Origin of the sequence: Duganella sp. LjRoot269, assembly GCF_964254095.1 — a bacterium.
Classification (GTDB): domain Bacteria; phylum Pseudomonadota; class Gammaproteobacteria; order Burkholderiales; family Burkholderiaceae_D; genus Rugamonas; species Rugamonas hordei.
This window is the reverse complement of record NZ_CAXUSL020000001.1, coordinates 4,033,447-4,053,179: the sequence shown is the minus strand read 5'-3', so window position 1 is coordinate 4,053,179 and position 19,733 is coordinate 4,033,447. Positions and strand designations below refer to the sequence as shown.

At 65.7% G+C, this 19,733-nt stretch carries 17 protein-coding genes; 8 read left to right on the top strand and 9 right to left on the bottom strand.

The window, feature by feature from the left end:
- Positions 1-30: 30 nt before the first annotated feature.
- The 5 genes from ACSQ3S_RS18125 to ACSQ3S_RS18105 all read right to left on the bottom strand — a co-directional run bounded on the left by ACSQ3S_RS18125 (position 31) and on the right by ACSQ3S_RS18105 (position 5,944).
- Positions 31-1,113 (bottom strand): ABC transporter substrate-binding protein, encoded by a 1,083-nt coding sequence (locus ACSQ3S_RS18125; protein ID WP_436143287.1) that lies wholly within the window; start codon positions 1,111-1,113, stop codon positions 31-33.
- Between the two features lie 107 nt (positions 1,114-1,220).
- Positions 1,221-1,745, bottom strand: a complete 525-nt coding sequence (locus tag ACSQ3S_RS18120; protein WP_413448290.1) for a PRC-barrel domain-containing protein — start codon at positions 1,743-1,745, stop codon at positions 1,221-1,223.
- A 139-nt stretch (positions 1,746-1,884) separates the two neighbouring features.
- Positions 1,885-3,354: a diguanylate cyclase gene (locus ACSQ3S_RS18115; protein ID WP_436143286.1), complete on the bottom strand. Its 1,470-nt coding sequence runs from the start codon at positions 3,352-3,354 to the stop codon at positions 1,885-1,887.
- A 56-nt stretch (positions 3,355-3,410) separates the two neighbouring features.
- Positions 3,411-4,649: a D-amino acid dehydrogenase gene (locus ACSQ3S_RS18110; RefSeq protein WP_436143285.1), complete on the bottom strand. Its 1,239-nt coding sequence runs from the start codon at positions 4,647-4,649 to the stop codon at positions 3,411-3,413.
- A 2-nt stretch (positions 4,650-4,651) separates the two neighbouring features.
- Complete coding sequence (locus ACSQ3S_RS18105; RefSeq protein ID WP_436143284.1) at positions 4,652-5,944, bottom strand: serine hydrolase domain-containing protein; 1,293 nt, start codon at positions 5,942-5,944, stop codon at positions 4,652-4,654.
- Positions 5,945-6,092: 148 nt separating this feature from the next.
- On the opposite strand from ACSQ3S_RS18105, the gene ACSQ3S_RS18100 reads away from it, so the two are divergent.
- On the top strand, positions 6,093-6,977 hold the full coding sequence (locus ACSQ3S_RS18100; protein WP_436143283.1) for an N-acetylmuramic acid 6-phosphate etherase: 885 nt from the start codon (positions 6,093-6,095) through the stop codon (positions 6,975-6,977).
- A gap of 10 nt (positions 6,978-6,987) precedes the next feature.
- Here ACSQ3S_RS18100 and ACSQ3S_RS18095 read toward each other — a convergent pair whose 3' ends face one another.
- Positions 6,988-7,362 (bottom strand): GFA family protein, encoded by a 375-nt coding sequence (locus ACSQ3S_RS18095; protein ID WP_436143282.1) that lies wholly within the window; start codon positions 7,360-7,362, stop codon positions 6,988-6,990.
- 128 nt (positions 7,363-7,490) lie between these two features.
- Between ACSQ3S_RS18095 and ACSQ3S_RS18090 the strand changes: the two genes are divergently transcribed.
- From ACSQ3S_RS18090 to ACSQ3S_RS18080, 3 genes are all read left to right on the top strand, one after another.
- Positions 7,491-8,381, top strand: coding sequence for a LysR family transcriptional regulator (locus tag ACSQ3S_RS18090; RefSeq protein WP_413448295.1), 891 nt, complete (start codon positions 7,491-7,493; stop codon positions 8,379-8,381).
- Between the two features lie 263 nt (positions 8,382-8,644).
- Positions 8,645-11,407, top strand: coding sequence for a TonB-dependent receptor (locus ACSQ3S_RS18085; RefSeq protein WP_353398863.1), 2,763 nt, complete (start codon positions 8,645-8,647; stop codon positions 11,405-11,407).
- Positions 11,407-12,465, top strand: a complete 1,059-nt coding sequence (locus tag ACSQ3S_RS18080; RefSeq protein ID WP_436143281.1) for a S66 peptidase family protein — start codon at positions 11,407-11,409, stop codon at positions 12,463-12,465. Before ACSQ3S_RS18085 ends, ACSQ3S_RS18080 begins: the two co-directional genes overlap by 1 nt.
- On the opposite strand, the gene ACSQ3S_RS18075 is transcribed toward ACSQ3S_RS18080, so the two are convergent.
- The gene (locus ACSQ3S_RS18075; protein ID WP_436143280.1) at positions 12,458-13,105 is read right to left on the bottom strand and encodes a dihydrofolate reductase family protein; all 648 of its coding nucleotides are present in this window, start codon (positions 13,103-13,105) and stop codon (positions 12,458-12,460) included. The genes ACSQ3S_RS18080 and ACSQ3S_RS18075 overlap by 8 nt on opposite strands.
- A gap of 13 nt (positions 13,106-13,118) precedes the next feature.
- Positions 13,119-13,757 carry a glutathione S-transferase family protein gene (locus tag ACSQ3S_RS18070; protein WP_436143279.1) on the bottom strand — a complete coding sequence of 213 codons (639 nt, stop codon included), beginning with the start codon at positions 13,755-13,757 and terminating at the stop codon, positions 13,119-13,121.
- Positions 13,758-13,890: 133 nt separating this feature from the next.
- On the opposite strand from ACSQ3S_RS18070, the gene ACSQ3S_RS18065 reads away from it, so the two are divergent.
- The 4 genes from ACSQ3S_RS18065 to paoC all read left to right on the top strand — a co-directional run bounded on the left by ACSQ3S_RS18065 (position 13,891) and on the right by paoC (position 18,586).
- Positions 13,891-14,691: a ferritin-like domain-containing protein gene (locus tag ACSQ3S_RS18065; RefSeq protein WP_436143278.1), complete on the top strand. Its 801-nt coding sequence runs from the start codon at positions 13,891-13,893 to the stop codon at positions 14,689-14,691.
- Between the two features lie 91 nt (positions 14,692-14,782).
- The gene (gene paoA, locus ACSQ3S_RS18060; protein WP_436143277.1) at positions 14,783-15,430 is read left to right on the top strand and encodes an aldehyde dehydrogenase iron-sulfur subunit PaoA; all 648 of its coding nucleotides are present in this window, start codon (positions 14,783-14,785) and stop codon (positions 15,428-15,430) included.
- A complete protein-coding gene (locus ACSQ3S_RS18055; RefSeq protein WP_436143276.1) occupies positions 15,427-16,380 on the top strand; it encodes an FAD binding domain-containing protein in 954 nt (317 codons plus the stop codon). The genes paoA and ACSQ3S_RS18055 overlap by 4 nt, the downstream gene beginning before the upstream one ends.
- A gap of 4 nt (positions 16,381-16,384) precedes the next feature.
- On the top strand, positions 16,385-18,586 hold the full coding sequence (gene paoC / locus ACSQ3S_RS18050; RefSeq protein WP_436143275.1) for an aldehyde oxidoreductase molybdenum-binding subunit PaoC: 2,202 nt from the start codon (positions 16,385-16,387) through the stop codon (positions 18,584-18,586).
- A 10-nt stretch (positions 18,587-18,596) separates the two neighbouring features.
- On the opposite strand, the gene ACSQ3S_RS18045 is transcribed toward paoC, so the two are convergent.
- Positions 18,597-19,733, bottom strand: a complete 1,137-nt coding sequence (locus ACSQ3S_RS18045) for an ABC transporter permease (protein ID WP_436143274.1) — start codon at positions 19,731-19,733, stop codon at positions 18,597-18,599.

Below are 19,733 nucleotides of genomic sequence, written 5' to 3'. Positions count from 1 at the left end.
GAGCAAATGCCCGGTTTTGGTGCAATTAAGTCATTTTGCCAGGTCGATCTGCCAGAAGCCGTTGCTGGCCTCGGTCTTGCGGTCCGCCAGCGCGGAGGGGAGGGTGATGTGCAGCGCCGCCATGCGCGCCGGATCGACCAGCACGGTCGGGTTTTGCTGGCGCAGGATGGGCAGCACGTCCGGCTTGGTGTGACGCTGCAGGATCTTGGCGGCCTGGTTGCCGGCCAGCCGGCCGACCTGCGTGAAGTCGGCGCCGATGTACAGCGCCGCGCCCGGCACGCGCACCATCGCCAGCGTCACCACCGGCACCTGGTTTTCCATGCCGAAATCGCCCAGGTCCATCGCCGCCTCGTAGCGATGCAGGCCGTAGTAGGTGTCCAGCGGCACGGCGAACATGTCGACGCCGCGCCCGCCGTTGTACAGTTCCTTGAGCGTGGGCGCGATGTGGTCGGTCTTGTTGACCAGCCGCGCGCTGACCTCCAGTCCCAGCGGCTTGCCGCTGCCGGTGGCGGCCGCCACGTTGGCGACGCCGTTTTCGTCGTCGGTATGGACCATGCCGATCCGATGCACATTGGGAAACACGTCCCTGACCAGCTTCAGCGAGTCGGACATGTCGGTGTACAGGGTGGAGCCGGTGGTGCCTTCGCCGCCGTCGACCAGCGACACGCAGCCGGCATCCTCGGGATTGGCCACGGCCGTGAACACCAGCGGGATGTGGGCCTCGGCCAGCATGCCGCGCGCGTACTTGGTGGCCGGCGTGCCGATGGTCAGCACCATGTCCGGCTTGGCGTTGACGATGCGGCCGGCCTCCTGGCGGATGCGCAGCAGCACGCCGAGCTTGCTCCAGAAGCCGCCTTTTTCCACGTCGAAGTCGATCGCCACGCGGTTGACGCTCAGGTTCTTGCCGGCCACCAGCCCGCTCGCCTGCAGCGACGCGATGAAGCCGTTGTAGGCTTCCTGGTAGGGTTCGATGTCGGTGACTTGCAGCACTTCCACCTTGAACACGCGGGTGTCGTCCATGGTTTCCGGCGGCAACGGTTCAAAGGCAAAGGCGGGGAGAAGGATGGCGCTCAGCGCCAGTACCAGAGGAAGGGTTGGAAGGGTTTTGCGCATGGGGCGGTCTAGTGGCTGTCGATGCAGCGATTAGACCAGAGAAGCCCGCCAGGCATGCGTGCTATCGCATGCCTTGACGAGCCAATGTGTGCGCCCTGTGGGCCAGATTACAGATCGCCGCTGCGGCTGCCAGGAGCGGTGGTGCCGCCGCTGTAGCCCGGATCGCTCTGCAGGCTGCCGCTGCTGCTGCCCATCACGCTGCCGCTGGCGGTGCGGGCGCCCGGCATATTCTGCTGGGTGCCGTAGAAATTGTGCATCTGGGTGCTGAATTCCGCGCTGGCCATGTCGGGCCAGTTGTCCTTGTCGAAGCCCGGCGCGTTTTTCAGGTGCTCCTTGGTCACGTCCAGCAGGAAGCGCTTGTTGACGGTGTCGAGCTGCAGTGCCTGCCAAGGCACGGCGAACAGCTTGTCGCCCATGCCCAGCCAGCCGCCGAAGGACAGCACGGCATAGGCCACCTGGCCCTGGCGCATGTCGAGCATGATTTCCTTGATGTCGCCCAGGTCTTCGTCCTGGCGGTTGTAGACGTCCTCGCCGATCAGCGTGTCGGCGCCCATCAGGCGTGGGCCGGGGCCGCTGTCGGTGTCGCTGTCGTTACTGTAGATGCCATATGTGTCGCGGTCTAGGTAGCTCATTTTGGTCTCCAGATGGTTGGTAAAGTCCCTGCGTCAGTGACGTGGTGACAATGCTCATCATGCTAGGACCGCGACAGTACAGGTATAGGTGCGCGTGTGGTGTCGGTGTAGGACAGGGATTAGTTCCTGGGGAACCAAGTCAGGCGGACCGCAGCACCACGCGGTTGCGGCCGTCGCGCTTGGCCTCGTACAGCGCATGGTCGCTGCGTTCGATCCACCGCTGATGGCTCTGCTCGGCCGCATCGAACAGGGCGATGCCGAGGCTGATGGTGATGTGCAGCGTGCCGCCTGCGCAGGCTACCGGCAGCTCGGCCACGCGCTGGCGCAGGCGTTCGGCAAACGCATGGGCGCCTTCGGCATCGACCTGCGGCAGGATGATCAGGAATTCCTCGCCGCCGTAGCGGCAGGCGCTGTCGATGTCGCGCGTCATGGCGCGGATTTCCGCCGCCAGCATGCGGATCGCCTCGTCGCCGACCGGATGGCCGTGGCCGTCGTTGATGCGCTTGAAATGATCGATGTCTATCATCAACAGCGCCGCGCCATGGCCCAGGCGACGCGCGCGCTGCCATTCGGCGGCGATGCGCTCGTCCGCCACGCGGCGGTTGTGCAGGCCGGTCAGGCTGTCGGTGCCGGCCAGCGTGTACAACCGCTGGTTGGCCACGCGCAGCTCGTCCAGTAGCTGGTTGGTCAGGCTCTGCCAGTGCACGAACATCTGGTAGCCGAAAAATGCGATGAAGGCGACGATCAACGCCATCACCCAGTAGAACGCCCAGGTGGTATCCCTGGCCACCGCCATCACCGCCGCCAGCCCCGGCGAGATGCCGCCCGACTGCGCCAGCAGCAGGCGGTCGGCCAGTTGCAGCGTGGCATAGCCGTACAGCAGCACGCCGCCGGACACGCAGCCCAGCAGCCGCAGCACCGAGCGGCGCGGATCGGCGCCCGGCTTGACCAGCAAGTATCGCCGCGCCGACTGCCATCGCTCGATACGCGGCCACAGCACCGCCAGCAGCGGCGCCACGATGACCACGCTTTGCAGGAAGGCGCCCAGCCACCAGCCCTGCCAGATCGGCAGCAGCGCGTTGCTGCCGATGCGGTTGGTGTAGCACCACACCAGCGCGCCGCTGGAACTGAAGATCGCGCCGACAAACGCCAGCTGCAAATAAAACAGCACCGAGCCCGGGTTGTGCAGGTGGCGGCTGATCGGGATGGCCCGGTAGCCCAGCGCGACGACGGCGAAGCCCAGCGGATTGGCGGCGCTGAACAGCAACGCCCAGCCCGGCGGCATGCCGCTGTAGAGGGCCAGCATCAGCGTCGCCAGGTAGCCGGGAACCGCGCCCCACCACCAGCCGCAGGTGAGCGTCCACAGCATGCATATCACCAGCGGCGGATAGACGGTGACGTACAGCTCGATCCCGCCCAGCCGGACCGGCAGTCCCGACCAATGCAAGATCACGGTCGCCAGGCCCAGCCCGATGCTGGCCGCCAGCGACAACAGCCACAAGCCGAACACCAGTTTGCGCTCATGCGGCGCGCCGTCGCGCAACAATCGGCGCATCGACAGGGCGCGGGCCGTATGGTGCGTTTGCGTATGCAGCAGTGAGTGTTTCATGACATTCCCAAGTTCGAATGCCAAATTGTAATGCAAAGTGACTGTCTGGCAACTGATCAGGGCGGCAAACGCAGGCCGTCGAGCGGGAATGGATCCTGTTGGCCGCGCAGCATGCCGGCCAGGATGCTGGCGGTGCCGCAGGCAAACGTGAAGCCGAGCGGACCGTGGCCGACGTTGAGCCACAGATTGTCGTGACGGGTGGCGCCGAGGATGGGCGCGCTGTTCGGCGTGGCCGGACGCAGGCCGGCCCAGGCCTGGGCGCCGGCATAGTCGGCCGCGCCCGGCATGGCTTCCCTGGCCAGCCGCACCAGGCCCTCGACGCGGCGGCGGTCGATGCGGCGGTCGGCGCCGACCAGGTCCACCATCGCTGCGATGCGCAATTGATCGCCGATGCGCGCGTACAGCACCTTGCGCTCGAAATCTGTGACGCTGATTTCCGGCGCCAGGTCCTGCGGGCGTATCGGCGCGCTCAGGCTGTAGCCCTTGAGCGGATAGATCGGCAGGTAGATGCCGGCGCCGGCCGCCAGGTCGCGGCTGTCGACGCCGGCCGCCAGCACGAAATGGTCGGCGCCCAGCCTGCCGATCGAAGTCTGCAGCCCGGCTATCCGGCCGCGCTCGGTCAACAGCGCCTGCACGTCGCAGCGCAGCACGCCGCTGAAGTTGCGGTGATTTGCCAGACGCTGGCGCAGCGCCACGCAAAACGCGTGACAGTCGGCCACCGCCTCGCCCGGATTGAAGATGCCGCCGGCCAGGTCGCCTTGCAGCGCCGCCAGCGCCGGCTCGTACGCCGCCGTGCCGGCCGGGTCCAGCACGCGGGCGTAGGCGGCCGCGTTGGCGGCGGCGCGATCGAACAAGCGCTTGCTGCGGTAGACCACCAGCTTGCCGGCGTCGCGCCAGGAAAACTCGGACAGCGGCAACTGCAGCGACAGCTCGGTCATCGCATTGCGGCTCAGCTCGCCTAATTGCAGCAAGGTGGCGGTGGTGCGGCGGTTGCTGTCGGCATTGCAGTTGCGCAGGAATTGCGCCAGCCAGCGCCATTGGCGCAGGTCGGCCTCCGGCTTGAAGCGCAGCGGGCCGTCGGGCTGGAACAGCCATTGCAGCGCCTTCAGCGGCACGCCGGCATCGGCCAGCGGCGCCACGTAGCGGTAGCTCAACTGGCCGCCGTTGCGGTAGCTGGCCATGCTGCCGACTTCGGCCTCGCGCTCCAGCAAGCTCACGCTGTAGCCGGCCTCGGCCAGCCACCAGGCCGATGTCAGCCCCACCACGCCACCGCCGATGACTATCACCTGGCTCATCATTATTGGCCGAGGATGGCGTGACGGTACAGCGCCGTCAGGATGCGCTCTTCGCTGCGCGTCATGGCCGAGTAGCGGCCGGGATTGCGCTCGGGATCGGCACCGGTGCCGCCGATCAGCGACACCATGCCGTTGCCGCGCTTGAGGTCGACGACGAAGGTGGAGATCAGCCCGTACGCATCGCCCAGGTGGCCGGCCGCGCTGAAGCCGCCGCCCTCGACCAGCCGGTTGCCGAAGGCGGGCAGGTCTTCGAAGCGCTGGCTGCCCAAGCCCCAGCTGTGGTACAGGCCGCGATAGGTGTCGCCGTTGCTGCCGTTGTCCTGCCATTGCTGGCTGAACATCAGCGTCACGGTCTCGGGCTTGAGGATCTGCCGGCCCTGATACTGTCCCTTGTTGATCAGCATTAGCATGATCTTGCCGAGGTCGTTGGCCGAGATGCGCATGCCGCCGGTGGGGCTGAACAGCGTGCCGTTGCCGCCGATGATGTAGTGGGCGATGTCCGCAGGCGCCGCCGGCGGCCGCGGGCCGTAATCGTCCACTTGCGCGATCCACGGGCCGGCGCTGTCCCACACCTCGGTATCGACGGTGCGCTTGCGGTACAGCGTGGCCACGTCCGCCAGTTCGGCTGCGGAGAATTCGGACGGATTATAGCCGCCGCGTATGCCCATCGGCTCCAGCAGCAGGCGTTTCATCAAGCGGTCGAAACGCTCGCCGGTGACTTTTTCCATGATGGTGCCGATCACGCCCCAGTTCAGGTTGGTGTACGTGAAATACGCGCCGGGCGCCGCGTTGGCGGCCGAGGCCCAGACGCCGGCAGCGCCGGTCAGCTTGTCGCGGATGGCGACGTCGGCGCCCCAGGAATAGCCGCCGTCATCGCGCAGCGACGAAGTATGCGTCAGCAACATGCGCAAGGTGATCGGCTGCCCCGGGAAATGAGGATTGCGCAGCGCGTAGCCGAGGTAGCTGCCGGCGTCGGCGTCCAGGTCCAGCAGATGCTGTTCCACCAGTTTCATCACGCCGAAGGTGGTCATCATCTTGGAGATGGAGGCGATGCGGAACATGCTGTCCGCATTGACCGGCGCGGCCGAGGCGCCGATGCGGCGCTGGCCGGTTTGATATTGATACTGCACTTTGCCGTTGCGCACCGCCAGCACCGACAGGCTGGCCAGCGGCATTGCCGGATCGGCGGCCACGGCGGCCAGCTCCTGGTCCAGCGTGGCGGCGGGGCCGGCGCTGACCGCCGTCACGCCGGACATCAACAACATGCCCATCAAGGCCTGCATTTCGCGTTTCATGTTGGCCCTTGGTTATTCGATAGGGCAAGAATACTGTGCCAATCCGACCCAGGCCAATGAAAACCGGCTCTCCTTGTATAACTTTTCGGAATGACCATCTGGCAAGCTTTCATAACCCGCAATCGGCATTCAAGCTTACACTTCTTGCATGCTAAAGACCGAACTCCCGAGTCAGGAACATACCGGCCTGGACCAGTATCCGGTAGCCGAGCTGGTTGGCACGCTGATCGCCGACCAGTTCAACGCGCTGGACGCCGTGCGTGGCGCCGCCGCCGTCATCGCCGCCGCGGTGGACGCGGCGGTGCCACGCATTGCCGCCGGTGGCAGGCTGATTTACGTCGGCGCCGGCACCTCGGGCCGGTTGGGCGTGCTGGACGGCGTCGAGCTGCATCCGACGTTTTCCTGGCCGCATGAACGGGCGCTGTCGCTGCTGGCTGGCGGCAAGGGCGCGATGTTCCAGGCGGTCGAAGGCGCCGAGGACAACCGGGAGCAGGGCGGACTCGACATGGCCGGGCTGCGGCCGCAAGCCAACGACGTCGTCCTGCTGCTGGCCGCCTCCGGCACCACGCCTTACGTGCTGGGCGCGCTGGACGTGGCGCGCGCCAGCGGTGCGCTGACCATCGGCATCGCCAACAACGGCGGCGCGCCGGTCGCCATCCGGGCCGAGTTCGGCATCACGCTCGATACGGGGCCGGAAGTCATCTCCGGCAGCACTCGGCTGAAGGCCGGCACCTCGCAGAAAATCGTCCTCAACACCATCTCCAGCGCCATCATGGTGCGGCTGAACAAGGTCTACGGCAACCTGATGGTCGACATGAAGGCCACCAACGCCAAGCTGGTGCGCCGCGCCGTCGCGCTGACCATGCATGTGACCGGCGCCGACGAGGACAGCGCCCGCGCGGTGCTGGAACAATGCGGCTTCCACGTCAAGGTCGCCATCGTCGCGCTGATGCGCAAGCGCACCGTGGCGGACGCGCAAGCCTTGCTCGAGCAAACTCATGGCAGCGTCCGGGCGGCGCTCCTGCTACAGTAGCAATTCACTTCTACCAAAGATTTTTGCCATCAATGACTTCGACGTGAGCGGCGGCCGCGTCGAAATTGTCGAAAAGACGCGCGTTGACGCCGATGCGACGGGTATGCTGATCCCAGCTGCCGTCCATCTCGAAGGCTGGACTGTCGGAGTAGGTCGCACATCCGCAGTTGGCGCAGAAATGATGCGCTACCAGGTTGGTGTTCCAGCGATAGATCGCGTCGTCGGGCGCCGCGGACGTCACGTGAAACTGGGCCGGGGTGTAATACGCCAGCAGCGCGCCTCGCTTGGCGCAGAACGAACACGTGCAGCGGGTCAGGGCATCGGGTATCCCGCCGTCGATTTGAAAAGTGGTTTTTGCGCAGTGACAGCTTCCTGTGATAGTCATGTCTCGCTCCTGTGCCGGGATTGAACTGGCTAGCGTAGCATTTTCGGAGCGAGAGGGGCGCCGTATGCGTTGCCGCTTACCGTGGCTTGTGTAGAATGCCCATTCATTGCGCTATTGAAAGAAAGACGATGCGGTTACGTCATATCGAAGTTTTCCACGCGATCATGCAGGTCGGCACCATCAGCGGCGCAGCGCAGGTGCTGCACATTTCGCAGCCGGCCGTCACCAAGGTGCTGCAGCATTGCGAGTTGCAACTGGGCATGCCGCTGTTCGAGCGCGTGCGCGGCAAGCTGTACCCGAAGCCGGAAGCGCACCGCCTGTTCGCCGAGACCGAAAAACTCAACCGCGACCTGCAGGGCATCCGCCGCCTGGCCGCCAGCCTCAAGGGCCGCACGGTGGAAACCATCCGCCTGGTGTCGACGCCGACCATCGCCGTCAGCGTGCTGCCGCAGGCGATGAGCGACTGGCGCCGCGCCTTCGCCGACACCCGCTGCGAACTGGCCACCCACCACACCAGCGAAATCGTCAACACGCTGCGCCTGGGCGAGGCCGACCTCGGCCTGTCGCTGCAGGACCCGCGCCATCCCGGCATCGTCGCCGAACCGATCGCGCAGGGCGTGATGACGGTGATCGCGCCGCTGGGCCGCTGGCCGGACCAGGAAAGCGCCACGCCGCTGACCGCGCCGCAGCTGGAAGGCGAGCTGATCGGCTACGCCGACAACGATCCGCTGGGCGAGATGGTGGTGGCCGCCTGCGAGGCGCAAGGCATCCAGCCGCGCTTCCACACCGTGGTGCAGACTTACCAGATCGCCCGTTCGCTGGTGGAGGCGGGCGGCGGCATGGCGGTGGTCGATCCGTTCACCGCCGCATCCGGCCGCGGACGCCTGCAAAGCCGGCCATGGGCGCCGGAAATTCCCATCCAGCTCTACCTGCTGACGCCGGCCCACGCGCCGCTGTCGCACGGCGCCGGCCAACTGGCCCGCAGCATCGCCGAAGCCGCCCGCGCCTTACTTAGCTGACCGCGCAGCTGCCCGTCGGCTGATGTTTATTAATAACAACGTGGCAAAAAAGATACAAATACCATTTCGCAAATCGCTCCCCACTGGCATGCTGCTGCGCAAAGCCCGGCTTCATTACTAAAAGTTATACGCACAGTAGCTATTTTCATTAGCTGGCATAGGAAGCATGGGACTAATCTGAGCGACGGCGGGATAACGTAATGCTATGACATTGCCACCGGCCGCACTCGATAGCTCGCAAAGTTCAATCAAAGGGAGAGGCCGTGAAGGTTAAGAAACTGGCGCAAATGATTGCGTTGATAGGTGTGGTGGCCCCGGTAGCGGGACCGGTGTTTGCGCAGGATGCCGGCGCCGCGATGCAGCGCGTCGAAATTACCGGCAGCAGCATCAAGCGGGTGGCCAAGGAGGGCGCCTTGCCGGTCCAGGTGATCAGCTACGACACCATCGAAAAATCCGGCATCACCAGCACCGAGCAACTGATCCGTAGCCTGTCCGCCAACGGCACCGGCGCCGACAACATGACCTCGGGTAACAACGTGTTCGGCGCCGACGCCGACCGCGTCAGCGGCGGCGCCTCGTACGCGTCGCTGCGCGGCCTCGGCCCCAACAGCACGCTGGTGCTGCTGAACGGCCGCCGCATCGCCAGTTTCGGCGCCAGCGCCAAGGCGGTCGACCTGAACGCGATCCCGCTGGGCGCGATCCAGCGCGTCGAGATCCTCAAGGACGGCGCCTCGGCCATCTACGGGACCGACGCCATCGGCGGCGTGATCAACTTCATCCTGCGCACCGACTACACCGGCCTCGAAGCCTCGCTCAGCGACAACTTCACCCAGCAGGGCGGCGGCGCCACCCGCCGGCTGTCGCTGCTGGGCGGCTTCGGCTCGCTGCAGAAGGAAGGCTACAACGTCATGGGCAGCGTGACCTATGACAACAACGAAAAGCTCAGCTCGCGCGACCGCTCGTTCGCCAACGGCTTCCAGCCGGCGCGCGGCCTGTCGCCGGACACCACCGGCACGCCGTACGCCAACCAGCTGACCGGCGCCGGCACCGCGCTGGGCACCGGTTTCAAGCGTCCGGGCGATCCGACCACCTACCTGCAAGCCAATCCGCTGAGCTTCCAGGGCAAGTGCGACAGCGTCCCCGGCATGTCGCAATACCAGACCGCGCTGTGGAAGGACGTCACCTCGCCAGCCCGCAGCACCTATTCCTGCGCCTACGACTACGGCGCCGACTACGTCATCAGCTTCCCGGTCGAGCGCCTGAACGCGGTCACCCGCGCCACGCTGCAGATCAGCCCGGACCACAAGCTGTTCGTCGAAGGCTTATTCGGCCACACCAAGGCCACGGCCGAGCTGACGCCGGTGCAGATCTCGACCTCGCTGGCGGCCGGCAATGCCTACCCGGTCGGCGGCGCCTACTACCAGGACCTGTCGGCCATCATCCCGACCTTCGACAAGACCAAGCCCATCATCTACAAGTGGCGCGCCTACCCGTGGGGCAACCGCACCCAGGAAAACGTCACCGACAATGCGCGCGTGCTGGTCGGCATGGAAGGCGTGCTCGGCAAGTGGGACTACCGCGCCGGCGTGTCGCACGCGGAAAGCACCACCAAGACCGCGCTGACCAACGGCTACGGCTACACCAGCAAGATCAACGCGGCGCTGGCTACCGGCATCATCAATCCGTGGGCCACCGACGGTCAGACCCAGACGCAGGCAGCCAAGGACCTGGTTGAATCCACCATGTTCCGCGGCGCCTTCCAGCACGGCAAGACCACGCTGACTTCGCTGGACGGCAACCTGTCCGGCGAGGTGTGGCAGCTGCCGGCCGGCGCCATGTCGATGGCGGTGGGCTTCGACCTGCGCCGCGAGGGCTATAACTTCGCGCAGGACGTCGACGCCACGCAGATCCTGCTGTCGCCGGGCAATGCCGCGCTGCCCGACGCCAGCCGCGACGTCAAGGCCGTCTACACCGAGCTGCTGGTGCCGATCACCAAGGAACTGGAAATGCAACTGGCGGTGCGCCGCGACCACTACAGCGTGTTCGGCGCCACCACCAATCCCAAGGTCTCGTTCCGCTACCAACCGACCAGTTCGTTGCTGTTCCGCGGTTCGGCCAACAAGGGCTTCCTGGCGCCGAGCTTCACGCAGCTGTATTCGGCCCAGCTGTCGCAGGAACTGCCGAACGGCATCATCGATCCCATCGGCTGCCCGGCCCACCCCGGCGACCCGGCCTATTGCGCGATTCCCCGCCTGCCTTACACCACCGGCGGCAATCCCAACCTGAAGCCGGAAACGTCGAAGCAGGGCAGCGTCGGCATGGTGATCGAGCCGGTCAAGGGCTATTCGGCCTCGCTCGACTACTGGGCGATCAACTCGATCAACCGCATCCTGAACCGCACGCCGCAAGTGGTGCTGGCCAACGCGGCCGCGCTGTCGGGGAACATCATCCGCAACGCGGACGGTACCATCGCCTACGTGACCGCCGGCTGGATCAACGCGGCCGGCGCCAAGACGCGCGGCGCCGACCTCAGCCTGCGTGGCGAAGGCAAGGTCAGCGACTACAAGTGGAACTTCAACCTGGACGGCACCTACACCCAGAGCTTCAAGTTCGCCGAGATCGAAGGCCAGCCGTACAAGGAATACGTCGGCAACTTCTACACCCGCGACCTGTACCTGCGCTGGAAGCACAACGCGACCATCAGCCTGGCCCGCGGCGACTGGAGCGCGATGCTGATCCAGAACTACAGCTCCGGCTACAAGGACCAGTTGCCGGACGGCGGCAAGGCTGCGCCGCCGCCGGGCTTCAACCCGGACGTGAAGGCCTACACCAAGTACGACCTGTCGGCCACCTACTCGGGCATCAAAAACACTACGATCACGATCGGCATACAAAATCTGCTCGATACGGATCCGCCGTTCACCGCGCACAACGTGGATGAAGTGGTTGGCGCAGGCTGGGATCCCCGGGTGGCAGATCCACGCGGACGTTCGCTGAGTATCCTGCTCAAGTACAAGTTCCTGTAATGACGGAGTCCTTCAGCCGGCGGCAGTTCGGCAATCTGCTGGCCGCCGCCGCGCTGGGGACTACCGGACTGCCGGCGGCAGCGGCCGCCCATCGAAAGAAATCCATGCACCTGATCAAGCCGCGACGCCTGCAGCCGGGCGACCTGGTCGGCATCATCGCGCCGGGCGGGCACACCAGCGACGGGGCGTTGGCCAAAGCTGTGGCCAATATCGAATCGCTGGGACTGCGAGTTCGACTGGGCGACAACATCAACTATGTCTACGGCAATTACGGCGGCACGGTGGCGCAGCGGCTGGAAGACTTGCACGGCATGTTCCTCGATCCCGAGATCAAGGCCGTGTGGGCGATACGCGGCGGCTCAGGCTGCATCTCGCTGCTGGAGCACATCGACTACCAGCTGATACGTGCCCATCCGAAGATCCTGATCGGCTATTCGGACATCACCGCGTTGCATCTGGCGCTGCTGCGGCTCTCGGGGCTGGTGACTTTCCACGGCCCGGTGGCGTCATCCACGTTCTCGGAATATTCAGTGGTGCAGCTGCAAAACGTGCTGATGACGCCGCATGACAACTACACCATTGCCATGTCGGCGGACAACGCGCAGAAGGCGCTGGAGCAGCCCAACTACGCGATCCGCACCGTGCACGAGGGCATCGCCACCGGCAGGCTCATCGGCGGCAACCTGTCGCTGGTGGCCGCGCTGGCCGGCACGCCGTACGCGGCCGATTTCCACGACGCCATCCTGTACCTGGAGGAAGTCAACGAGGAACCGTACCGCGTCGACCGCATGATGACGCAGTTGCAGCTGAGCCAGGGCTTCCGCCATGCGGCGGCCGTCATGCTGGGCATCTTCGAAAATTGCGAAGCCACCGACGGCGAAAGCGCGCTGACGCTGGACGAAACCGTCGACCAGCACCTGCTGCCGCTGACGCGTCCAGCCGTTGCCGGCTATTCCTTCGGCCATATCCGCAACCAGTTCACCATCCCGGTCGGCCTGCGCGCCAGGCTGGACAGCGGGCAACAAACCTTGACGCTGCTGGAGCCCGCTGTTATTTAAGCCGCAGGACGACGTGCGTGGCTTTCTCCGAGGCCACGGATCGCACGCATTCGTATCCCAGGGTCCGCAGGTCTATTCCCTGGAACAGCGACTCTCCCTGGCCGAGCAGGACCGGCGAGATAGCGATGTGCAATTCATCAATGAGGCGCTCACGGAGATACTGCTTGATGGTGTTCACTCCGCCGCCGATCCGTACGTCCTTTCCGGCAGCGGCCTCGCGTGCCCGGTCGAGCGCCTCGTGTATGCCTCCCGTGACGAAGTGGAACGTCGTGCCGCCCTCCATCTCGATGGAGGGACGGGCGTAGTGGGTCAGGACGAAAACCGGAACGTGATACGGCGGATTGTCTCCCCACCAGCCTTTCCAGTTCTTGTCCGGCCAGTCCCCGCGATCGGGGGAGAACATATTCCGTCCAAGAATCCAGGCCCCGACGTTCTGAAAGCTGCGGGCGGCGAAATCATCGTCAACCCCGGTCGTACCGCCGTCCTTGCCAAACAGGGCCTGCTGGAACGTGCGTGTCGGGATTAGCCACTGATGCAATTCCGTTCCGCCGACGCCCAGCGGATTGTCGATGCCCTGATTCGGACCCGCTCCATATCCGTCGAGCGAGACGGTAAAACCCTCAACGCGAACTCGTGTCATCTTTTTCCTCCGTTTATTTAGTGTTGAACGCCAATTGGGCGGCGAAAGCCCGTTTGTACGCAGGCCGCGCTTCGCCACGGGCAACATAGGCGGCAAGGCTTGCAAATTCATTCAGAATACCCGATGGCCTCAGCCTGAGCAGCACCGACACCATGATCAGGTCGCCCGCGCTGAACCCGCCGTCCAGCCATTCGGCATCGCCCAGGCGCGCCGAGAGTTGCTCCAGCCGGCTGCGGATGCGATCCGCAATCAGGGGCATGCGTTCCTTGCTCCAGGGCTTGTCGCCCTCCATAAATTTTGCGGTAACAATTTCAAGGATCGGCGGCTCCACCGTGTTGAGTGCGGCAAATATCCATGTGATCGCACGGGCCCGGGCGTTGGCATCGTCCGGCAACAAGCCCGGATAGTGCGAGGCGATATGGAAAATGATCGCGCCCGACTCGAACAACACAAGATCGCCGTCCTCGTAGGTTGGAATCTGGCCGAAGGGATGAATGGCCAAATGCGCCGGCTGCTTCATCGCGGAGAACGAAACCGGGCGCACGTCATAGGGCAGGCCGGCTTCTTCCAACGCCCAGCGTACGCGCGTATCGCGTGCCAGTCCCATGCCGCCGTCGGGCGAGCGTTCAAAGGCTGTAATAGTGATAGTCATCGGGATCTCCTAGGTGATTGGGGTGATTTCAATGACGACGAACGACCAGCCGCCAAATCGACACGCCCGCTTCGTGCAGTGCCAAATAAATTTGATACACTGCGCGCTTTCCATAGTTGCCAGAGTTTACACGATGCCCCCAAGCCCCCAGGAATTACGCGCCTACGCCTTGCATTGCCTGCTGGAAGCCGATCCGGCCGCCAAAGTCATGGCGGTGGCGGCGATGGACGCGGCCTGGTCCACCGGCGCTTGCGGACTGGCCGAGGGCGCCGCGCTGGAGCCGCAGGCCGCCATCCCTGGTCGTCCTGCGCGGCCGGAGCTGGTGCCGCCGCTGCAGGTAGGCCGCCGCTCGATGGCCACCGTCGAAGGCCGCGCCATGCTGATCCACGCGCTGGCCCACATCGAATTCAATGCCGTCAACCTGGCGCTGGACGCGCTGTGGCGCTTCCCGGACATGCCGTCCGAATACTACGTCGACTGGCTGCGCGTGTCGGCCGAGGAAGCCACGCATTTCGCCATGCTGTCCGCCCATTTGCAGACGCTAGGATATCAATACGGTGACTTCCCCGCGCACGACAGCCTGTGGGAAATGGTCGGCAAGACCACCGAGGACGTGCTGGCGCGCATGGCGTTGGTACCGCGCACGCTGGAGGCGCGCGGCCTCGACGCGATTCCACCGCTGCGCGCCAAGCTGGCCCAGGCCGGAGACCTTGAAGCGGCCGGGATCCTCGACATCATCCTGCGCGACGAGATCGGCCACGTGGAAATCGGCAACCGCTGGTACGGCCACCTGTGCCAGCAGCGCGGCCTGGAGCCGCGCGCCACCTACGCCGAGCTGGCCGTGCGCTACAAGGCGCCGACGCTGCGCGGCCCGTTCAACATCGAAGCGCGTCTCAAGGCCGGCTTCACGGAAGACGAGGTACGTGCGCTATAGCACGCTCGGTTGACAACCGTGCGTCGGCTTAACAGTTATCCGCTTACCATGTCCATCGCCAGCTGCCACTACACCAGAGGATGCGATCGACATGAACGATTTCAGCGATATTAACGTTGCCAGGCGCGAGTTGCTCATCGCCGGCGCACTTTCCGCAACGGCCGCCGCCGTGCCCGCCGTTGCAAGCGCACAAGCCACTACACCGGCAAGCAACAATCCGCCTCCCGTCCTGGCCAAGACCTCGCTGCAAGTCAACGGCCAGACCCACCAGCTCAATCTCGACACCCGCACCACGCTGCTCGACGCCCTGCGCGAACACCTGCACCTGACCGGCACCAAGAAAGGCTGCGACCACGGCCAGTGCGGCGCCTGCACGGTGATCGTCGACGGCCGTCGCATCAATTCCTGCCTGACGTTGGCGGTCATGCACGACGGCGCCAAGGTCACCACCATCGAAGGGCTGGGCAACAAGGACAAGCTGCACCCGATGCAGGCCGCCTTCATCAAGCACGACGGCTACCAGTGCGGCTACTGTACGCCGGGGCAGATCTGTTCCGCCGTGTCGGTGCTGGAGGAAATCAAGCAGGGCATACCGAGCCACGTCAGCGCCGACCTGAACGCCAAGCCGGTGCTCAGCGCGGCCGAACTGCGCGAGCGCATGAGCGGCAACATCTGCCGCTGCGGCGCCTACTCCAACATCATCGACGCCATCACCGAGGTGGCGGGGAGGGCGGCATGAAGGTGTTCACCTACCAGCGCGCGCAATCGCCGGCCGAAGCCGCCGCTGCCGCCGCGCGCACGCCCGGCGCCAAGTTCATCGCCGGCGGCACCAATCTGCTGGACCTGATGAAGCTGGAAATTGAAACGCCGCCGCACCTGATCGACGTCAACGGCCTGGGCCTGGACAAGATCGAGGCCATCTCGCAAGGCGGACTGCGGATCGGCGCGCTGGTGCGCAACACCGACCTGGCCGCCGACGAACGCGTGCGGCGCGACTACGGCGTGCTGTCGCGCGCCTTGCTGGCCGGCGCGTCGGCCCAGCTGCGCAACAAGGCCACCACCGCCGGCAACCTGCTGCAGCGCACCCGCTGTCCGTACTTCTACGACACCAACCAGGGCTGCAACAAGCGCCAGCCCGGCAGCGGCTGCTCGGCCATCGCCGGCTACAGCCGCAACCATGCGGTGGTCGGTGTCAGCGATGCGTGCATCGCCACCCATCCGAGCGACATGGCGGTGGCCATGCAGTTGCTGGACGCGAACGTCGAAACCGTGCGGCCGGACGGATCGGTGCGCACCATCCCGATCGCCGATTTTCACAAGCTGCCCGGCAGCACGCCGCAGATCGAACACGCCTTGCAACCCGGCGAGTTGATCACCGGCGTGACCCTGCCCAAGCCTTTGGGCGGCACCCACATCTACCGCAAGGTGCGCGACCGCTCGTCGTACGCGTTCGCGCTGGTGTCGGTGGCGGCCGTGGTGCAGGGCGACGGCAGCGGACGCGTGGCGCTGGGGGGCGTCGCACACAAGCCGTGGCGCTTGCCGGCGGCCGACGCCAGCCTGCCGCAAGGAGGCAAGGCGGTGGCCGAGCAACTGCTGGCCGGCGCCAAGACCACGCACGAAAATGCATACAAGATTCCCCTGGTCCAGCGCACGCTCAGTTCGGTGCTGGCGGAAGCGAAGAAAGGCTGACAGCATGAAATTCACCACGCCCGCCACCACCAATCCGATCGACCAGCTGAAGGTGGTCGGCCAGCCGGTCGACCGCATCGACGGCCCGTACAAGACCACCGGCACCGCGCCGTATGCGTATGAGCAGCACGTCGCTGCGCCCAACGCCGCCTACGGCTACGTGGTCGGATCGGCCATCGCCAAGGGCCGCATCGTCTCGATGTCGCTGGACGAGGCCAGGCGCGCCCCGGGCGTCATCGCCATCGTCACGGCGGACAGCGCCGGCAAGCTGGGCAAGGGTAAATTCAACACGGCCAAGTTGCTGGGCGGACCGGACATCCAGCATTACCACCAGGCCGTCGCGCTGGTGGTGGCGGAAACCTTCGAACAGGCGCGCGCCGCCGCGCAGCTGGTGCAGGTGAAATATGCGGCCGAAAAAGGCGCCTACGACCTGGCCAAGGCCAAGGACAAGGCGGCGCCGCATCCCGACAAGGAAAACAAGGACAGCAAGGTCGGCGATTTCGCCGGCGCCTTTGCCTCCGCCCCGGTCAAGCTGGACGCGACCTACACCACGCCCGACCAGTCCCACGCGATGATGGAACCGCACGCGTCGATCGCGGTCTGGAATGGCGACAAGCTGACGGTCTGGACCGCGAACCAGATGATAGATTGGAGCAAGGGCGACATGGCCAGGACGCTGGGCATCCCCAAGGAAAACGTGCGCCTGATCTCGCCCTACATCGGGGGCGGCTTCGGCGGCAAGCTGTTCCTGCGCGCGGAAGCCTTGCTGGCGGCGCTGGGGGCGAAGGCGGCCGGACGTCCGGTCAAGGTCGCGCTGCAGCGCCCGCTGATGTTCAACAACACCACGCACCGTCCAGCCACCATCCAGCGCATCCGCATCGGCGCCAGCCGCGAAGGCAAGATCAACGCCATCGGCCATGAAAGCTGGTCCGGCGATCTGCCCGACGGCAAGCCCGAGACGGCGGTGCAGCAAACCAAGCTGCTGTACGCCGGCGCCAACCGCATGACCAAAATGCGGCTGGCGGTGCTGGATCTGCCGGAGGGCAACGCCATGCGCGCGCCCGGCGAGGCACCGGGATTGATGGCGCTGGAAATCGCGATGGACGAGCTGGCCGAGAAGCTGAAGATGGATCCGGTCATGTTCCGCATCATCAACGACACGACCTCCGATCCGTCGAACAAGGACCGCAAGTTTTCGCAGCGCCGGCTGGTGGAATGCCTGCGCACCGGCGCGGACAAATTCGGCTGGAACCAGCGCAGCGCGCAGCCGGGCAAGACGCGCGACGGCCGCTGGCTGGTCGGCATGGGCGTGGCCGCAGCCTTCCGCAACAACCTGGTGCAGAAGTCGGCCGCGCGGGTGCGGCTGGACCGCAACGGCGTGGTCACGGTGGAAACCGACATGACCGACATCGGCACCGGCAGCTACACGGTGATCGCGCAAACGGCGGCCGAGATGATGGGTGTGCCGCTGGCCAAGGTCGTCGTCAAGCTGGGCGACTCGTCGTTCCCGGTCTCGGCCGGCTCGGGCGGGCAGTGGGGCGGCAACAGCTCGACGGCGGGCGTGTACGCGGCCTGCGTCAAGCTGCGCGAAACGGTGGCGCAAAAGCTGGGCCTCGATCCGGCCGGCGCGGCGTTTGCCGGCGGCACGGTGCAGGCGGGTGGACGCTCGATGCCGCTGGCGCAGGCGGCGGCCGATGGCGTTGTCGTGGCCGAGGACCTCATGGAATACGGCGACCTCGATAAAAAATACCAGCAGTCGACTTTTGGCGGACACTTCGCCGAGGTCGGCGTGGACATCTACACCGGCGAAATCCGCGTGCGGCGCATGCTGGCCGTGTGCGCGGCCGGCCGCATCCTCAATCCCAAGTCCGCGCGCAGCCAGGTCATCGGCGCGATGACGATGGGCGTCGGCGCGGCGCTGATGGAAGAGCTGGTCATCGACCAGCGCGGCGGCTTCTTCGTCAACCACGACCTGGCCGGCTACGAGGTGCCGGTGCACGCCGACATCCCGCACCAGGAAGTGATCTTCCTCGACGAGACCGATCCCATTTCATCGCCGATGAAAGCCAAGGGCGTGGGCGAGCTCGGCATCTGCGGCGTCGGCGCGGCGATCGCCAACGCCGTCTATAACGCCACCGGCGTGCGCGTGCGCGACTATCCGATCACGCTCGACAAGTTGATCGCCAAATTGCCTGCGACTGCGTAACGGCGCGCCGTCAAGCCATCTGCGCGATGGTGTTGCGGAAGCGGTGCAGCGAGCCGGCGAACAGCACCGCGCCGATCGCCGCGATGGCCAGCATTTGCGGCCAGATGACGTCGATGCCGGCGCCCCGGTACAGGATGGCCTGGCCGGCCGCGACGAAATGCGTGGTCGGCGCGGCCAGCATCAGGTATTGCACCAGTTCGGGCATGCTCTCGCGCGGCGTGGTGCCGCCCGACAGCATCTGCAAGGGCAGCAGCACCAGCACCATCAGCATGCCGAATTGCGGCATGCTGCGCGCCAAGGTGGCGAGGAAGATGCCCATCGAAGTCGTGGCGAACAGGTGCAGCGCGGCCACCAGCACAAACAGGGCCACCGAGCCGCGCACCGGCACCTGCAGCGCGCCCTGCACGATGAACAGCATCGCCGCCAGCGCCGCCAGCACGACCACCAGGCCCATGGCCCAGATCTTGGCCAGCATGATCTCCACCGGCGTCACCGGCATCACCAGCAAGTGCTCGATGGTGCCGTGCTCGCGCTCGCGTATCAGCGCCGCGCCGGTTAGTATCACCGACAGCATGGTGACGTTGTTGATGATTTCGGTCAGCGAGCCGAACCAGGACTGCTCAAGGTTGGGATTGAAGCGCATGCGCAGCGCGAGGTCGACCGGCGGCGCGGCGGCCTGGTGGCGGCGCGCGAAATCGCCGACCTCGGCGGCGACGATCTGCTGGATGTAGCCGTTGCCGGTGAAGGCCTGGCTCATGCGCGTGGCATCGACATTGAGCTGGATGTCCGGCGCCCGGCCGGCCAGAGTGTCGCGCTGGTAGTCCGGCGGGATCGCCAGCACAAAAGTGTAGTCGCCGTTGTCGAGGCCGGCGTCCGCCTGCGCCGCGCTGACCAGCACCGGCGAGCGGAAATGCGGCGGATAAAAGCTCGACGCGATGCGCGCCGACAGCGGCGAGCCGTCCAGGTCGACGATGGCGATGGCCGCGTTGTGCAGGCTTTCCGGCATCGCCGTGGCGGCCACGTAGATCGAGACGGTGAAGGTGTAGACAATCAGCACCAGCATGGCCGGATCGCGCAGCAGGCTCCACAGCTCCTTGACGCCGAGGCGGTAGATGTGGGCCAGCCGCGTGACCAGGGGAACGCGCAT

Excerpts from the sequence above, each read along its gene's own strand:
- ACSQ3S_RS18070 (WP_436143279.1), bottom strand. The coding sequence starts at position 13,757 with ATGACTATCACTATTACAGCCTTTGAACGCTCGCCCGACGGCGGCATG.
- ACSQ3S_RS18120 (WP_413448290.1), bottom strand. The coding sequence starts at position 1,745 with ATGAGCTACCTAGACCGCGACACATATGGCATCTACAGTAACGACAGC.
- ACSQ3S_RS18110 (WP_436143285.1), bottom strand. The coding sequence starts at position 4,649 with ATGAGCCAGGTGATAGTCATCGGCGGTGGCGTGGTGGGGCTGACATCG.
- ACSQ3S_RS18100 (WP_436143283.1), top strand. The coding sequence starts at position 6,093 with ATGCTAAAGACCGAACTCCCGAGTCAGGAACATACCGGCCTGGACCAG.
- ACSQ3S_RS18105 (WP_436143284.1), bottom strand. The coding sequence starts at position 5,944 with ATGAAACGCGAAATGCAGGCCTTGATGGGCATGTTGTTGATGTCCGGC.
- ACSQ3S_RS18115 (WP_436143286.1), bottom strand. The coding sequence starts at position 3,354 with ATGAAACACTCACTGCTGCATACGCAAACGCACCATACGGCCCGCGCC.
- ACSQ3S_RS18095 (WP_436143282.1), bottom strand. The coding sequence starts at position 7,362 with ATGACTATCACAGGAAGCTGTCACTGCGCAAAAACCACTTTTCAAATC.
- ACSQ3S_RS18125 (WP_436143287.1), bottom strand. The coding sequence starts at position 1,113 with ATGCGCAAAACCCTTCCAACCCTTCCTCTGGTACTGGCGCTGAGCGCC.
- ACSQ3S_RS18090 (WP_413448295.1), top strand. The coding sequence starts at position 7,491 with ATGCGGTTACGTCATATCGAAGTTTTCCACGCGATCATGCAGGTCGGC.
- ACSQ3S_RS18055 (WP_436143276.1), top strand. The coding sequence starts at position 15,427 with ATGAAGGTGTTCACCTACCAGCGCGCGCAATCGCCGGCCGAAGCCGCC.
- paoA (WP_436143277.1), top strand. The coding sequence starts at position 14,783 with ATGAACGATTTCAGCGATATTAACGTTGCCAGGCGCGAGTTGCTCATC.
- ACSQ3S_RS18065 (WP_436143278.1), top strand. The coding sequence starts at position 13,891 with ATGCCCCCAAGCCCCCAGGAATTACGCGCCTACGCCTTGCATTGCCTG.
- ACSQ3S_RS18045 (WP_436143274.1), bottom strand. The coding sequence starts at position 19,733 with ATGCGCGTTCCCCTGGTCACGCGGCTGGCCCACATCTACCGCCTCGGC.
- paoC (WP_436143275.1), top strand. The coding sequence starts at position 16,385 with ATGAAATTCACCACGCCCGCCACCACCAATCCGATCGACCAGCTGAAG.
- ACSQ3S_RS18080 (WP_436143281.1), top strand. The coding sequence starts at position 11,407 with ATGACGGAGTCCTTCAGCCGGCGGCAGTTCGGCAATCTGCTGGCCGCC.
- ACSQ3S_RS18075 (WP_436143280.1), bottom strand. The coding sequence starts at position 13,105 with ATGACACGAGTTCGCGTTGAGGGTTTTACCGTCTCGCTCGACGGATAT.